General features: G+C 64.1%; 15 protein-coding genes. 7 read left to right on the plus strand and 8 right to left on the minus strand.

What is annotated here, in order from left to right; translation table 11 throughout:
• The first annotated feature begins 6 nt into the window (after positions 1 to 6).
• The 4 genes from AYX22_RS23980 (at position 7) to AYX22_RS05005 (ending at position 3,783) form a co-directional block, all read left to right on the plus strand.
• A complete protein-coding gene (locus tag AYX22_RS23980) occupies positions 7 to 315 on the plus strand; it encodes a hypothetical protein (RefSeq protein ID WP_242703533.1) in 309 nt (102 codons plus the stop codon).
• Positions 263 to 742: an alpha-amylase family glycosyl hydrolase gene (locus AYX22_RS23985; RefSeq protein WP_242703613.1), complete on the plus strand. Its 480-nt coding sequence runs from the start codon at positions 263 to 265 to the stop codon at positions 740 to 742. The genes AYX22_RS23980 and AYX22_RS23985 overlap by 53 nt, the downstream gene beginning before the upstream one ends.
• 130 nt (positions 743 to 872) lie before the next feature.
• The gene (locus AYX22_RS05000) at positions 873 to 2,318 is read left to right on the plus strand and encodes an FAD-linked oxidase C-terminal domain-containing protein (RefSeq protein WP_207597481.1); all 1,446 of its coding nucleotides are present in this window, start codon (positions 873 to 875) and stop codon (positions 2,316 to 2,318) included.
• 130 nt (positions 2,319 to 2,448) lie between these two features.
• Complete coding sequence (locus AYX22_RS05005; RefSeq protein WP_242703534.1) at positions 2,449 to 3,783, plus strand: MFS transporter; 1,335 nt, start codon at positions 2,449 to 2,451, stop codon at positions 3,781 to 3,783.
• Positions 3,784 to 3,885: 102 nt separating this feature from the next.
• Here AYX22_RS05005 and AYX22_RS05010 read toward each other — a convergent pair whose 3' ends face one another.
• Entirely contained in the window at positions 3,886 to 4,077 is a 192-nt protein-coding gene (locus tag AYX22_RS05010) for a hypothetical protein (protein WP_207596397.1), read from the minus strand.
• 112 nt (positions 4,078 to 4,189) lie between these two features.
• Here AYX22_RS05010 and AYX22_RS05015 point away from each other — a divergent pair, with 112 nt between their 5' ends.
• Positions 4,190 to 4,963, plus strand: a complete 774-nt coding sequence (locus AYX22_RS05015; RefSeq protein WP_207596399.1) for a class I SAM-dependent methyltransferase — start codon at positions 4,190 to 4,192, stop codon at positions 4,961 to 4,963.
• Between the two features lie 63 nt (positions 4,964 to 5,026).
• Here the strand turns inward: AYX22_RS05015 and AYX22_RS05020 are convergent, their stop codons facing one another.
• Positions 5,027 to 5,407, minus strand: a complete 381-nt coding sequence (locus AYX22_RS05020) for a nuclear transport factor 2 family protein (RefSeq protein ID WP_207596401.1) — start codon at positions 5,405 to 5,407, stop codon at positions 5,027 to 5,029.
• A gap of 160 nt (positions 5,408 to 5,567) precedes the next feature.
• Between AYX22_RS05020 and AYX22_RS05025 the strand changes: the two genes are divergently transcribed.
• A complete protein-coding gene (locus AYX22_RS05025; protein WP_207596403.1) occupies positions 5,568 to 6,056 on the plus strand; it encodes a pyridoxamine 5'-phosphate oxidase family protein in 489 nt (162 codons plus the stop codon).
• Positions 6,057 to 6,058: 2 nt separating this feature from the next.
• On the opposite strand, the gene AYX22_RS05030 is transcribed toward AYX22_RS05025, so the two are convergent.
• Complete coding sequence (locus AYX22_RS05030) at positions 6,059 to 7,300, minus strand: amidohydrolase family protein (RefSeq protein WP_207596405.1); 1,242 nt, start codon at positions 7,298 to 7,300, stop codon at positions 6,059 to 6,061.
• A gap of 127 nt (positions 7,301 to 7,427) precedes the next feature.
• Between AYX22_RS05030 and AYX22_RS05035 the strand changes: the two genes are divergently transcribed.
• Positions 7,428 to 8,129, plus strand: a complete 702-nt coding sequence (locus AYX22_RS05035) for a GntR family transcriptional regulator (RefSeq protein WP_207596407.1) — start codon at positions 7,428 to 7,430, stop codon at positions 8,127 to 8,129.
• A 63-nt stretch (positions 8,130 to 8,192) separates the two neighbouring features.
• Here AYX22_RS05035 and AYX22_RS05040 read toward each other — a convergent pair whose 3' ends face one another.
• The 5 genes from AYX22_RS05040 to AYX22_RS05060 all read right to left on the minus strand — a co-directional run bounded on the left by AYX22_RS05040 (position 8,193) and on the right by AYX22_RS05060 (position 14,883).
• Positions 8,193 to 9,614 carry a DUF4032 domain-containing protein gene (locus tag AYX22_RS05040; RefSeq protein ID WP_089593812.1) on the minus strand — a complete coding sequence of 474 codons (1,422 nt, stop codon included), beginning with the start codon at positions 9,612 to 9,614 and terminating at the stop codon, positions 8,193 to 8,195.
• The gene (locus AYX22_RS05045; RefSeq protein ID WP_207596409.1) at positions 9,611 to 11,200 is read right to left on the minus strand and encodes a beta-N-acetylhexosaminidase; all 1,590 of its coding nucleotides are present in this window, start codon (positions 11,198 to 11,200) and stop codon (positions 9,611 to 9,613) included. The genes AYX22_RS05040 and AYX22_RS05045 overlap by 4 nt, the downstream gene beginning before the upstream one ends.
• Before the next feature lie 107 nt (positions 11,201 to 11,307).
• A complete protein-coding gene (gene ugpC, locus AYX22_RS05050; protein WP_207596410.1) occupies positions 11,308 to 12,390 on the minus strand; it encodes a sn-glycerol-3-phosphate ABC transporter ATP-binding protein UgpC in 1,083 nt (360 codons plus the stop codon).
• 206 nt (positions 12,391 to 12,596) lie between these two features.
• Positions 12,597 to 13,394 (minus strand): trehalose-phosphatase, encoded by a 798-nt coding sequence (gene otsB / locus AYX22_RS05055; RefSeq protein WP_207596418.1) that lies wholly within the window; start codon positions 13,392 to 13,394, stop codon positions 12,597 to 12,599.
• Positions 13,384 to 14,883, minus strand: a complete 1,500-nt coding sequence (locus AYX22_RS05060; RefSeq protein ID WP_207596420.1) for a trehalose-6-phosphate synthase — start codon at positions 14,881 to 14,883, stop codon at positions 13,384 to 13,386. The genes otsB and AYX22_RS05060 overlap by 11 nt, the downstream gene beginning before the upstream one ends.
• Between the last annotated feature and the right edge of the window lie 33 nt (positions 14,884 to 14,916).

Here is a 14,916-nt window from a genome sequence, read left to right on the forward strand (position 1 = left end):
GGCAATATGACAGGACGCCTGGGATCTGTAGATCTCAACCATGAGGTTGCCCGGCTTATCGCGGACCGGGTTCGTGAGATCAACCCGAACGCGGCCCTGCTGGCGGCGGAATCCACGGCCGACGCCGCCCCCGATTTCACTGGCGAGCACTGGCCAGGCGCCATGACCTACTCCAACCTCACCCGCCCGCTGTGGTCCGTGGCTCGCCAAGGACGCCCCCAACATCAACTTCTGTGGCTCGCCCCAAACAGGGCCGCACAGGATCGACGCCGAGGACTTCCTCGCGACGCACCAGGACCTCGCCGCGGGATTTAGCTGGAGTGTGCGACAAAACAACATGAGCGCACTGAACACGCACGACACGGCGCGGGCGGGAACGGTCATGATCGACGGCGGCCCGGACGTGGGCGCCGCGCTCACCTTCTGCCTGCCGGGGGTGCCCGTGGTGTTCGCCGGTGACGAGTTCGGCTTGGAAGGGTTCAAGGGGTTGGCCTTTGTTCGGGAAACGGCAGAGTCTTCAGTACTGGTGTTCGTCACGAGGGAGGCCGCCGACATTGTCCTCGACAACTCGGTTCTCAGCGACGCGCAGCTCGAAGCGTTGCTTGCATCGCCGCTGCACCGCTCCGGAACAGTGACGTCGGCACCTGCCCAGCCAGCCGGCGTCGAGGGTGTCTATCTACGCGCCGACGGCATCTCTGCCGGGATCTGGGAGCTGCCCGGAACGGTGATCCCCGCCGGGTAGCAGGTGGGTGTGGCCGTGCTCTGCCGTTCTGTGCTGGCTAGACTGTGAGCACCAAAACACTGCGAAGACTGCCGGTTTGGCGTGTCCGCGGTGCGTACGTGGAGGGACCACTGTGTCGGACGAAACGGCTATGGCCGGAACATCAGCGGAAAGCATCACTGGCAGGACGACGGGCCATCGGGAAGCCTCCCAGCCCACAACTGGGCGGCAGCTGTTCCTGAAGGAGCTCGCAGCCGGACTACGTGCCGGGCAGGTGGCAGGGGATGAAGAAACCCTCACCGTGTACTCCGTCGATCAAGGACCACTGCTGGAGCGGCACCTGCCGCTCGCCGTCGTCTGGGCGGAATCGGTGGAGGACGTCCAGCACATCGTTCGCAGCTGCGCCGCGCACCGGATTCCTATCGTGGCCAGGGGAGCAGGCACCGGTGTGTCCGGCGGAGCCCATGCCACGGAAGGCTGCATCGTCCTGAGCCTTGTACGGATGACCCGCATCCTGGACCTCAACCCGGACGACGAGACCGCCGTCGTCGAGCCCGGCGTCATCAACGCCGATCTGAACGCTGCCGCCGCAGAGCACGGCCTCATGTATGCGCCTGACCCCGCAAGCTACAAAATGTCCACCATCGGTGGCAACGTGGCCACCAATGCCGGGGGACTGCGATGCGCTAAATATGGCGTCACAAGGGACTCCGTGCTGGCACTCGACGTCGTCATGGCTGATGGCTCGTTGATGCACACCGGACACCAGACCTTTAAGGGAGTTGCCGGCTACGACCTCACCGCGCTGCTGGTGGGCTCCGAAGGGACGCTGGGGATTGTGGTGGGCGTGACCGTCCGCCTGAAGTACCTGCCGCGAGAGGTCCACACCATTGCGGCGTTCTACCAGGACTTCCGCAGCGCGGCCGCCGGAGTGCTCGCCGTGGGCAAGGCCCGGGTCCAGCCGGCCATCATGGAACTGCTGGATAACGGAACCCTGGTGCAGTTGGATGAAATGCATGGAGGTGACCTCCAGACCCGTGGCAAGTCGCTGCTCCTGATCCAGACCGATGGCTTCGGCGCGGCTGCGGAAGCGGACGTGGTGCGGCAAGTGCTGGCCGCAGGCGGCGCAACGGTGACCACCGAGGCCAGCGAGGAAGCCGAGATGCTGGTGGAACTGCGACGCAACAGCCGGGGCGCGGAAGTGGATGACGAATTCAGGGTTGGCGAGGACATCGCCGTGCCACGATCGCGGTTGGTGGACTTCGTGGCCGAGCTCGAGGCCATGGCGGCCCGCTTCAGCGTGATGCTTAAGGTGGTGGCGCACGCCGGAGACGGCAATCTGCACCCGACGTTCTGGATGGAACGTGTGGACCCTGTTACCGATGCGGCTGCTTTGGAGCGGCTCAACGCGGCGTTGGATGAATCCATCCGGATAGGCCTCGAAATGGGTGGCACCATCACCGGAGAGCACGGCGTGGGGCAATACAAACTGCGCTGGCTGGGCCTGGAACAACCGGAGCCCGTGCGGGAGTTGCAGCGGCGGATCAAGGAGCTGTTCGATCCGCAGGGAATCCTGAATCCGGGAAAGGCAATTTAGGTCTTCTGGTATTCCAAAAGGTCCATGCGGCCTGCCTGTCACATCTGATCAGCTAAATTACCTGCATTTACTTCCCACCATTCTCCCCCTAGGCTTACTTGGTATACCAAAGTTGCTATGAGGAGAAGATGTGCGCGAGAAGCGGCAGGCCCGGGTTGGAGCAAGTCCGAGGTTGATGACGGGCTTGGTGCTGCTTGCGCTGGTCATGGTGTCCATCAATCTCCGGCCCGCCATCACCACCATCGCCGGTGTGATGGGCCAGATTCCGGACGTCTTCGCCCTTGACCCCGCACTGCTGCCGCTCCTGGGAACCTTGCCGGTCCTGGCGTTCGGAATCTCCGGGCCGATGGGACCCTGGCTGGCTCGGCGATTCGGAACCGGTCCAGCGGTGGCCATTGCGCTCACCGCCTTGGCCGCCGCGCTGGTCCTCCGGGCCACAGTCCCGGCGCTCTTGCTGCCGGGCACCTTCGTTGCAGGCATGGCGATCATGACAGCCAGCGTGCTGGTTCCGCAGATCGTCAAAGCCAACCGGGGCACAGGCTGGTGGACAGGGCTCTGCACCATGGGCTTTGGACTGGGGGCCGCGCTGGGGGCCGGCCTGGTTCAACCTCTCCAGCAGTCCTTTGGGGGGAGCCTGGCCGGGGCGCTGGCTGTGTGGGCGGTGCCGGCACTCTTCGGAGCTGTCCTCATCCAGCGCACCGGAAGACGCCCGACGGCGGCACTGGCTGCCGCGGGCAAAGCCACCTCAGCGGCGGGGGACGCTTCGACGCCGCGGTGGGATGCGGCGTCGTCCGCTGTTGTCCCCCCCGCACCCGCTATGCCCCTGCGGAAGCAGCGCACAGCCTGGGCGGTGACGGCATTCTTCGGGCTCCAGGCGATGCTTTACTTTGCCATCACATCCTGGCTGGCCGTGTACCTGGTGTCCCGGGGGCTCGCGTCCGCGGACGCTGCAGCGCTCTTGGCCTGGTTCAGTCTCGCGGGGCTCCCGGCCAGTCTGCTGGCCCCGGTCCTTGCCAGCCGACCGGCCATTCTGCGCTGGATGGCTCCGGGACTTGGCGTGCTGGTGGCCGTGGCACTGCTCGGTGTTCTGGTGGCACCAGCGGAGCTTCAGTTCCTTGCTGTCGGGGTGCTGGGAATCGTCCAGAGCGCCGGATTCGGGCTGGCCATGGCCCTGGTGGTGATTCGCTCGGCCGGGCCGCAATCCGCGGGACGATTGTCCGCCATGAGCCAGGGATTTGGGTTCGCTGCGGCGTCGCTCGGTCCACTCGGAGCGGGGCTTCTGCACTCCATGACAGGCGGGTGGGAAGCAACGTTCTGCGCGCTCGCGGCCGAGGCTGTGGTGCTGGCAGGCGCTGGCTTCTTTGCCATCCGGGGGCCGTTGGTGCGGGTGGATGAGGTTGGGCTGGTTGCGGAGCGTGACATGTCCACAATAGGCGTGGCAGGAACGAACCCCGCCGCGAGATAGGTTGCCAGAGCGCCCTTGTTGGCGCCTTCTGCGGCCACCACCACACTGGAGGAACCCATCTTCCGCAGTACAGCGGCTCCCGGCGGGGGTGATCTCCGCCCCCTAACCGCGCCCACGATAGTCCATGTGCACGCCCAAATGCGCAATGGGGCCGGGACGCCCTGACCCGGCAGACCATACAGTGGTCACCGCGACGGCCTTGCCGCTCTCATCGAAGGCGACGAGGCTACGGGATATCTCTGCCAAGGGCCCTGAGGTCATGGTCAGCCATCGATTGACGAACGTCTGCCGCATTCCATCATCATGCAGAGGCTGAGAAGGACGAGTGAGCGATGTCCAAGCAGTCCGCAGCACCACGGGCTTAAGGACAAGCAGCCGTTTCTGTGGATCGTGAGAGCATCATGGAGTGACCGACAGTACTTTGCTTGAATTGCCGCCCCTCTACGAGTCCCTGACCTGGCTTACCCCGCTGTCCGAGGAACGCGCCGCGCACCTTGTATCGTTCTTGTCCGCGCCGGCGCCGGCTGAAGTTCTGGACATGGGGTGCGGATGGGGTGAACTACTACTTCGGGTTTTGACGGCGGCCCCGCAGGCACGGGGACGCGGAGTGGACAGTGCTGGCTCGTTCATCGACCGAGCCAGGCAACAAGCTGTGACTCGTGGGCTGCCCGGCAGGGCGAGGTTTGATTCGATGCCCGGGCTCGAGGTCCAGGATCGCCCTGCAGACGCTGTCATCTGCATCGGCGCGAGTCAGATCTGGGGGCCGCCGGTAGAGGACGCGCAGCCGCTCGACTACGCCGCGGCCCTGCGCGCCCTTCGAGCACTGGTGCTTCCCGGCGGCCGGCTCGTCTACGGCGAGGCAATCTGGGCGGCAACACCTCATCCGGCTGCCACCGCCCCTCTGGCCGGACGCGATGACGAGTACCTCACCCAAGATGCGTTACGCGAGCAGATCCGCGCCGCTGGTTTCGAGGTGGTGGACGAGGACCGGGCAAGCGTTCAGGAGTGGGATGTCTTCGAAGCCGGGTATCGCGGCAGGTTCACCCGTTGGCTGGAATCACATGATGCCGATCATCCCGCCGCAGGGCAGGTCCGCCGGCGATATGAGGAACAGCGCGCCGCATATGAAGAGGGCTACCGGGGTGTACTCGGGATGGCGTATTTCTGCCTAAGGGGCTAGGCGTCGGCTGCGCCCCTGGCCGAACCGGCGCTTCTTCCGATAAGTGGGCACCGGCCGGAGTTCTCAGTCGAGTACTACGACGGAGCCGGCGAGCACTTGCCAGCGCCCGTCAATGATCCGCCATTCCCGGTGCCAGAGCAGCTGGATCTCGATCTGTGATCCGTTGATGTGGAGCACAGCGCGGGCAGTGGTGTCTGTTGTGCCGCTGCCGTCGGATTCGAGGGTGCGCCGGTTGGTTTCCTCGATTCGGGCAAAGTTGGTGGCCCCAGTGCGGTGTGCTTCCAGATCTGCCTTCTTGGTGAGGACGGTGCCCTCAGGGTCGATGAACTTCAGGTCATCGGAAATGAGCCGGTCCAACGCTTCAAGGTCACTCGCTCGCATGGCATCCAGGAGTTCGTCTTCGGCGGCCTCCATTGTGCGGCCAGCATTGTCGTGGGTGGTCACATCGAAACACTAGCAGCGCCTTGGGCTGGTGCCGCTGAAGGATGTCTGTCGAGATTGGCCTTCGCGCCCGCGTCATGACCGAGGAGCCGGCGCTACCCCAGCCCTCGTCCGGTAAGCCGTGGCCTGTTGAATGTCAGGGGCCCGGCGTATCCTCTGCGGTATGACGACTTCACCAGCCGGGACCAATCAACCAGGCACGCCCGCCACGGAAATTCTTGAGACCAACCAGTGCTGGGAGCTCCTCCGCGGAGTCTCAGTGGGACGGCTTGCCGTCTGGGTGGACGACCACCCGGACATCTTCCCGGTGAACTACAAAGTGGACCACGGAACCATGGTGTTCCGGACGGGTGAAGGTACCAAGCTCCATGCCGCCCTCAGCGACGCCCCGGTGGCCATAGAGGCTGACGGCGTCAACGTCGAAACGGGCGTGGCGTGGAGTGTGGTGGTCAAGGGCCAAGCGGCCGCGGTGAAGCTTACCGAGGACGTCTTGGATACCGTCGGGCTTCTCCTGTTTCCGTGGGAGGCGGGGCAAAAGGACCAGTTCATCCGTATCACCCCCACCACCGTGACGGGCCGCCGTTTCACGGTGACACCCCCGGTCACCTGGTGGACCCCGTTGGATGATGCGCCCACAGGGCGGAGCGAGTAGCGCTAGGGTCGTCGCTGGACCAGTTCCAACTGGTCTGCCACCACCTGGCCGGCATGGATCACCGTGCGGTCCTTGCCCCGGTCCATCACAGTGGAGGCCACCGTTTCGCCGTCCACCAGCAGCAGTTCCGCTGGGTCGCCAACCTCGACGCCGGGACGGTGGGCAGTGTTCTTGAGCCGGGTCGCGTTGGGGTCAAGGATGCTGGCGCCGCCGATGGTGGCGATGGCCAGGCAGTGTTCGATCAGCTCGTCCTTGCGGAAACCGTGAGTGAAGGCGAGTTGCCAGGTGCGGTCCAGCATGTCGGTGTTGCCGTACGGGGACCAGTAATCACGCTGTCCGTCCTCGCCCAAGCCCAATCGGACCCCGGCCTCGGTGAGGAGCGGGATGGGCAGTTGGCCGGCAGCGGACGGAGCAACCGATGCGAGGGAAACATCCAATTCCGCGAACGCATCAATCAGCCTGCGGGTGGTGGCCTCGCTGACGCTGCCCAGCTGGTAGGCGTGGGACATGGTCACCTTGCCCTGCATACCCAGCGCGCGCGTGCGCTCAAGCACCAGCTCCGTGCTGAACACACCCAGCTCGCCCGGTTCGTGGAGGTGGATATCGATGGGAACCTGGTACTTCTCCGCCAGGCCGAAGACGATGTCGAGGTGCTTCGCCGGGTCCCGGTCCAGCGTGCAGGGATCGATGCCACCCATCACGTTGGCCCCGGCTTTCAAGGCCTCTTCCATAAGCACAACAGTGCCCGCTTCAAGCAACAGTCCAGCCTGCGGGAAAGCGATGATGTCCACCGAAGCCTGACCGGCAAACTTCTCCTTGGCGGCAGCAACGGCGTCGAAACGCTCCAGCCTGCAGTCCACATCCACCTGCGCATAGGAACGTACGCGGGTGGTGCCCCTCGCGATCATCCGCCCCAGAGTGTCATTCACCCGATCCTGCAGCGGGACCTCGGCGTTGCGCCAGTTCTGACGGTCGTTCATCATCATGGTCCACACGCCCGGACCGCCGGTGTGCTCACGGAAAGGCAAGCCGATCCGGGTGGAATCGAGGTGTACGTGGACGTCGGAGAACGACGGGAGCAGAATCCGGCCGCGGCCTTCAACCACGGTTGTGTCGCCCGGGACAACGGTGGCAGGGTCATGCGGCTTCACGGCGGTGATCTTGCCGCCTCCTTCGGCGGCAACGAGGGTTACGTCGCTCAGTGATTGCCCCCAAGGGCGGACGGCGCGGATCAGGGTGTTCAATGGTTGCTCCCTTGGTGGCCGCCCCTGTTCAACATCGACTCGACGAAGACAGTGAAAGCGGATGCTGTGAAATTCTTGTATACCAAAGTACCGTAGGGCTAGCGTCACTCAAAGGACTGGCGTCGGCATGAAAGGAAGTTCGACAGTGGCTGAGGCGATGCCGGGTACCGGAAACGGCCGTGATGATGAGGCCCGCGCGGAAAACGTCTACCAACTGGTGTTGGAAGGCATTGTCACGGGTACCTACGCGCAGGGCATGCGTTTACGCGAACGCGAACTTTCCGAGCTCTACAACGTGTCCCGCATACCGGTCCGGGAAGCCATCCAGCGCTTGGAGCAGGACGGTTTTGTCGCAACGTTCCCGCGCCGTGGTGCCGTGGTGCGCCAACTGACACTCACGGATGTCAATGAGCTCTTCGATATCCGGCTGTGCCTTGAAACCTTCGCCGCGCGCATGGCTGCCACCCGTGTTGCCGAAGGCAGCGATGGCGGACGACTCGAAGAACTCATGGAAGCGTCCAAGACTGCCATCGACGAGGAGCGGACAGACGACGTTGCCGTCATCAGCGCCAAGTTGCACGCCGAAATCGTCCGCCTGTCCGGCAACCGGCTCCTGATCGAATCCGTGAAGCCCCTCTTTGGCCGGATGCGTTGGATCTTCGGGCTGGCCCACAACCGCAGCAACGAACTCCAACGCGACGAGCACACGGAACTGTGCAATGCGATTCTGAAAGGCCGGCCGGACCTGGCTTACTCGCTGGCATACTCGCACATCGAGCTGGGGCGGGAACCAGTCCTGGCCGGCCTCGCCGAAACCCTGGAACCGTAGTAGTTAAAGAGCTCGACGTCGGCACTCACCTGAGTGCCGACGTCGAGTTCGTCTCACCGTGTGTCAGTCGTCGGCGTCCGGGTATTCGTCCTCGTCTTCATCGTCGTACCGGCCGGATTCCTCCACCTCGACCTCAAGGATCTTCAGCAGCTCCGTATCCGGGTTCAGCATGATGGCAGCCTCGTCGCGACGGTGTTGCAGCACAGTGTCCAGGTAGGACTGAACCGTCTCTGCCAAGGGGACGTACCTGTCCTGTTTCTGGCTCATGTACCAGCGATGCTCCAGGACCTCGTGCACCACTTCCGCGGGCTCCAGCTTTCCGGCCAGGTGCCGTGGAATGGAACGGACTATGGGCTCAAAGATCTGGCTGACCCAAATGTGGGCGCTGATTTCCTCGTCCAGGTCCGGGTTGTTGTCCGCCCGGAATTGGTCCATGTCGTTCAAGAGCCGGCGGGCCTGGTTCTCTTGGGCGTCCAACCCGGTCAGGCGCAGCAAGCGACGCTGGTGGTGGCCGGCGTCGACCACTTTGGGCTGGAGCTGGATGGTGGAGCCGTCCGCCGTGGTCTTGATGGCGTATTCCTCCACGTCGAAGCCCAGCTCGTTGAGGCGCCGGATACGGGCAGCCACGCGCCACCTTTCGCCCAATTCGAAGGACTCCTTCTCCGTCAGCTCGGTCCAGAGACGGCGGTAGCTGTCCATGATCAGCTCACTGGTGGCCACGGGATCCACCTTTTCCTCGATCAGCCCGCCGTCCAGCAGGTCCATCAGTTCACCAGCGATGTTCACGCGGGCGATTTCGAGGTCGTATTCACGTTGGCCCATGGAGAGGTCCGGATAGAGCTCGCCCGTTTCGGCGTCCACCAAATAAGCGGCAAAGGCCCCGGCATCACGGCGGAACAACGTGTTGGACAGCGAAACGTCGCCCCAGTAGAAGCCCACAAGGTGCAGGCGGACCAGCAGCAGTGCCTGCGCGTCAATGAGCCGGGTCAGGGTGTCCTTGCGCAGCATCTGCGAGAACAAGGCACGGTACGGCATGGAGAACTTCAGGTGCCGGGTCACCAGCACAGGGTTCAGCGGCCGGCCATCCGCGGTGGTGCGTCCGGTGATCACAGCAACCGGCTCCACGCACGGAACATCCAGCCGGGCCAGCTTCCGCAGCATGTGGTACTCGTGGCGGGCCACGTGCTCGGAGGTTTCCTTGATGGCGATGACCGAACCACCCAAGTGCGCGAACCGCACAATGTGCCGCGAAATACCGCGGGGGAGCGCCGCAAGGTTCTCCGCCGGCCAATCCTCCAAAGCGATGTGCCACGGAAGATCCAGCAGTTCAGGATCGGCCGAAGCCGCCGTGATGTTCAGGGAACCGATGACGCTCGCGGGCGGTGCCGTGTCCTGCGCACTCGCCGCTTCAGTGCGGGGGAGCTTGCCGATCTGCCCGTAGTCGGTAGGTTCGTCGTGCCACTGGGCTCCGTTTTGCTCGCTCATACTTCAATTGTTCCGTACTGGGAGGGCGGGGCCGCAAACGGCCAGTCCGGCTTGGCAACCCAGTCGACGTCGGGCGCCTCTTGGAAGGTGACACCCTGCTTGGCGAGCCGCTCACCCAAGGCGCCCAGCCGACGTCGGAAGTCGCCGGTGTTCCGTGCTTCCTGGCCGGACCATGCCACTTCCGCCAGCGAAACCAGCCGCGGGTACAGGAGCCAGAAGGCCTGTTGGCTGTTTCGGACCGTCTCGGTCCAGAGCGGACCTTCGACGCCGAGGATATGGTGGTCTTCCAGTCCGCCTTGGGCAGGATCCCAGTTGTAGTACTCGGCCCAGGTGAAGGGGCCGCCTTCCACCCACTGGAGTCCGATGGGGCTGCTGTCGTCGTACTTCTGATCCAGGTAGGTGTTGGCTGCCGGGGACATGATCACCGTGGAACCGCCCTCACCAGCCTGCCGGACCACGGGCGCGAAATCGCCGTGCCAGTACTGGATCACGGAACCTTCAGGAAGCTCGACGGCGGCGAATTCATTCCAGCCCACCACGGACTTTCCAGTGTCCGCGCCAATCCGGACGAACCGCTGCACCATCTCGACGTATTCGTCGTGGCCCGTGACGTGGGCTTCGTCGCCGCCGATGTGCAGGTAAGGGCCGTCCGTGATGGCAGCCAACTGGGTGAGGACTTCGCGCACAAACTCATAGGTGGCAGGCAGCTCTGCGCTCAGGGTTGACCAGCCCACCTCCGCAGTGGTGCTCATGGCTTTGGCCTGGCCGTCCGGATTGAGCTGCGGGATGGCCGCAAGGGCCGCGTTGACGTGGCCGGGAAAATCGATCTCCGGGATGACCAGGACATTCTTGGTGGCGGCGTACGCCTGGATGTCCTTGAAGTCCTGTTGTGTGTAGAACCCCCGGTTCCCACGGGTGGGAACGGCAGTGGGTACCTCCACCGCCCCCGGCCCTCCGATCGCGGTGAGCTGGCCGTAGGGCAACCCGGACGGGTTTCCCGCTGGCCCGGGATCGTTGATTTCGAGGCGCCACGCCTGGTCGTCGGTGAGGTGCAAGTGAAGGGCGTTCAGCTTGAACCGCGTCATGACGTCGATCTGCTCCTTCACCTCCTCCACGGTGAAGAAATTGCGGGCAACGTCCAGCATCAGGCCGCGGTACGCGAAGCGAGGGGCATCAAAAATTTCGACGGCGGGAATCACCCAGGTGCCGTCGTGGGAGGCCTCGCCGGTGGGGGAGTCCTCAATCGCGGACGGGAAAAGCTGACGGAGTGTTTGGGCGCCGTTGAAGAGCCCGGCCGGGGTGGTGGCCGTGAGCAGGGCCCCGCTCCCGGTGACGGCCAGTACGTAGGCTTCCGGTCCGCCGTCGAGCGTGTCCGTCACAGCCAGGGCGATGTCACCGTCGCGGGAGTCCGCGACGATGGGCAGGTCGAAGCCCGTAGCGCGGCGAAGCAGCGAGGCGAGCTGTTCAGCCACGGTAGCCGCGGCATCGCTTGCGGCGATACGCGCGGTGGGGTGGAGCGTGAAGGCCGGGCCGTCGGTGAGTGCGACGTGCGAGGGCCGGGGGATCAGGTTATCCGTCGTGTTCATGCCGTTCTTTCTGGGAGAAAGGTTAACGCGAGAGCGGCCCGACCGGGAAGGGTCGGGCCGCTATCACAATGCGGAACTTACAGACGCGTTAGCGCCACCAGCGGGGACTAGTCGCCCAGGCGGAGGCCGGTCTTGGTGTCGAACAGGTGCACGTGGCCGGACTGCGGACGAACGAAGATGGACTCGCCCTTCATCGGGGGGCGACGACCGTCGACGCGTGCAACGATGTCGTGGCTCTTGCCATCGAGGATGGTGTGGCCGTACACGTAAGCGTCGGCGCCGAGTTCTTCGACGACGTCAACCTCAACCTGGAGGCCTTCGCCGTTGCCGACGGTCTCGAGGTCTTCCGGACGCGAACCAACGGTGACGGTCTGGCCGTGAGCCTCTTCGAGGATGTTGCGCGGCACGGGGTAAACCGTTCCACCGAACTGGACACCGCCGTCGACTACCGGCAGTTCCAGCAGGTTCATGGCAGGGGAGCCGATGAAGCCTGCAACGAAGACGTTCTGCGGGCGGTCGTACAGGTTGCGCGGGGTGTCAACCTGCTGGAGCAGGCCGTCCTTCAGCACTGCGACGCGGTCGCCCATGGTCATGGCCTCGACCTGGTCGTGTGTCACGTAAACGGTGGTGACACCGAGGCGGCGGGTCAGGGATGCGATCTGCGTACGGGTCTGGACGCGAAGCTTGGCGTCAAGGTTGGACAGCGGCTCATCCATGAGGAAGACCTGCGGGTTACGGACGATTGCACGACCCATGGCAACACGCTGGCGCTGACCACCGGAGAGAGCCTTCGGCTTGCGGTCCAGGTACTGCTCAAGGTCGAGAAGCTTGGCGGCTTCGCGAACACGCTCGGCGCGCTCTTCCTTGGAGACGCCGGCGATCTTCAGGGCGAAGCCCATGTTGTCGGCAACGGTCATGTGCGGGTACAGGGCGTAGTTCTGGAAGACCATTGCAATGTCGCGGTCCTTCGGCGGAACGTCGGTGACGTCGCGGTCGCCAATCAGGATGCGGCCGGCGTTGACGTCCTCAAGGCCTGCGAGCATGCGCAGCGAGGTGGACTTACCGCAGCCGGAGGGTCCAACGAGGACCAGGAATTCGCCATCGGCGATGTCGATGTTGAGCTTATCGACGGCGGGCTTATCTGTGCCCGGGTACAGACGCGTAGCGTTATCAAAAGTAACTGTAGCCACAGTTATCAATCCCTTCACCGGCAGGTACGTGCCGGACGATCCGTTGTGAATGGTTCATTTTCTTCAGTTGAACTCCCCGGCCAATGGCCGGGGAGGATCATGTGACGTCGCACGGTACTGTGCGTCACATCACATCCAAGAGTATGTCAGACTTTTGGACTTACTGCCTAACTGTTACAAACATCACATGTAGCCATGGTCACACGCTAAGCCTCGGCGGTGACCTTCCGGCGCTCCCTTAGGAGGGCTTCCAGCAACTCCGCCACGTGTACCGGCGCCTCCACCCTGTACTGGGCCTGAGTGAAGTCCAAGCCAACCTTGATGCCCACATCATCGCCCAGGAGCCGGCCCAGCGCGTCCTCATCGGTGACGTCGTCACCTGCGAACAGGATGGCAGTGGCGCCGGTTGCCTGACGCAGGAACTCTACGGCCTCGCCCTTGGAGGCGTGAACCACGGACGTCTCCAGCACACGTTTGCCCGTCTTGAGGTAGACGCCCGGATGCTCCCGGAGCACCCGCATGGCGGCCTCGACGGCGTCTTCCGCGACGTCGTCGTCGGCCATCCTCGTGTGGAGGACGACGCCGGCGGGCTTGTCTTCGAGCAACGTCCCCGGAGCGATGTTCACGATTTCCGCGAGGACCTCACGCACCGAGGCCAGTTTGCTGCGCTGCTCATCGTCCAGTTCCAGGCCAAGGGATCCTTCGCCGAGCCACACTTCAGCCCCATGGCTGCCGATCAGCAGCGTGTCTGCCGGAGGTGAAGCGACCAGCCGCAGGCTGTCCAGGGCCCTGCCTGAGATGAGTGCCGTCGTCGTGCGCGGAAGTTCGGCGAGGCTCGCCAATGCGGCAGCCGAGCGGGGCAGGGGGCGGGCATCCTCCGCCCGGTCCACGATGGGGGAGAGGGTGCCATCGAAATCGAGGGCTACCAACAGATGCTCCGTGCCGGAAATGCGCCGGACTGCTTCAAGCAACTCCGGTGACAGGGAAAGACTCTCAGCTGTCATCGCGCACCACCTTCTCTTCCAGGGCGGCCAGGAACTCCGCCGACCAGTGATCGACGTCGTGATCCAGAATTTGCTTGCGCATCAGCTTCATGCGGCGGCGCGCTTCCTTGGCTGGCATGTTGATGGCCCGCAGAACGGTGGACTTGAGTCCGTCGATGTCGTGCGGGTTGATCAGGAGCGCCTGTTTGAGTTGGTCGGCAGCGCCGGCGAATTCACTCAGGACCAACGCGCCGTCATCCTCGGAGCGGGCCGTGACGTACTCCTTGGCCACCAGGTTCATGCCGTCGCGCAGCGCGGTGACCAGCATGACGTCCGCAGCGAGGTACAGCGCCACCATTTCTTCCACCGGGTAGCTGTGGTGCAGGTAGCGGACCGCAGTGTTCTGGATGGTGTCGTAGGTGCCGTTGATGTGGCCCACGGTGCCTTCGATCTCCTCGCGGAGCAGCCTGTACTGTTCAACCCGTTCCCGGCTGGGGCTGGCCACCTGAATCAGGGTGGCGTCCTCCACCTTGATGTGGCCGTCCTCCAGGAGTTCCTCGAAAGCCTTGAGCCGGTGCCGGATGCCCTTGGTGTAGTCCAGGCGGTCCACGCCCAGGAGGATGGTCTTCGGATTGCCGAGGTCCTTGCGGATCTGCTGGGCGCGCTGGATGATCTCAGGCTTGGACGCGAGCTCGCGGATCTGGGCAACGTCGATGGAGATCGGGAAGGCCTGCGCCCTGGCAATGTGCGTGACCTCGCCGTCGGGACCCTTGACGTGCACCTGCTGCTGCTTGACGCTGGCGCCCAGGAAGCGGCGGGCTGAACGCATGAAGTTGCCGGCGTCGCTGGGCCGCTGGAAGCCCAGGAGGTCCGCGCCAAGCAGGCCGTCAATGATTTCACGGCGCCACGGCAGTTGGGCGAAGATCTCCGGCGGCGGGAACGGGATGTGGTTGAAGAAACCAATCTTGAGGTCCGGCCGGGTCTCGCGCAGCAGGCGGGGAACCAACTGGAGTTGGTAGTCCTGCACCCACACGGTGGCGCCGTCGGCGGCATGGCGGGTCACGGCGTCGGCGAACTTCCGGTTGACCTTGCGGTAGGAATCCCACCACGTACGGTGGAACTCCGGCGGCGCAATGACGTCGTGATAAAGCGGCCAAATGGTCGCGTTGGAGAAGCCTTCGTAGAACAGCTCGACATCATCGCTGCTCAACTGGACCGGTATGAGGTCCATACCTTCATGGCTGAACGGGCGCACCGTCTCGTCCGGGGCGCCATGCCAACCTACCCACGCGCCGTCGGACTTCGTCATCATTGGCGCCAGCGCCGTTACGAGACCGCCGGGCGAACGCCGCCAACCGTCGCTGCCATGCCCGTTGTCATCGCTGATGCGGTCAACGGGCAGCCTGTTGGAGACCACCATGAAGTCGAACTTGGTTGCCGTGGGCTTCTTGACGGGAGAAGCCCGAACGCCTTCTTCGGTCTTGAGTTTCTCGCTTGCCAAATCCTGCATTAATGCTCCCTGGGGTTGCTGTGACTCAACTCC

Source organism: Arthrobacter sp. D5-1 (genome assembly GCF_017357425.1).
Taxonomy (GTDB): Bacteria; Actinomycetota; Actinomycetes; order Actinomycetales; family Micrococcaceae; genus Arthrobacter.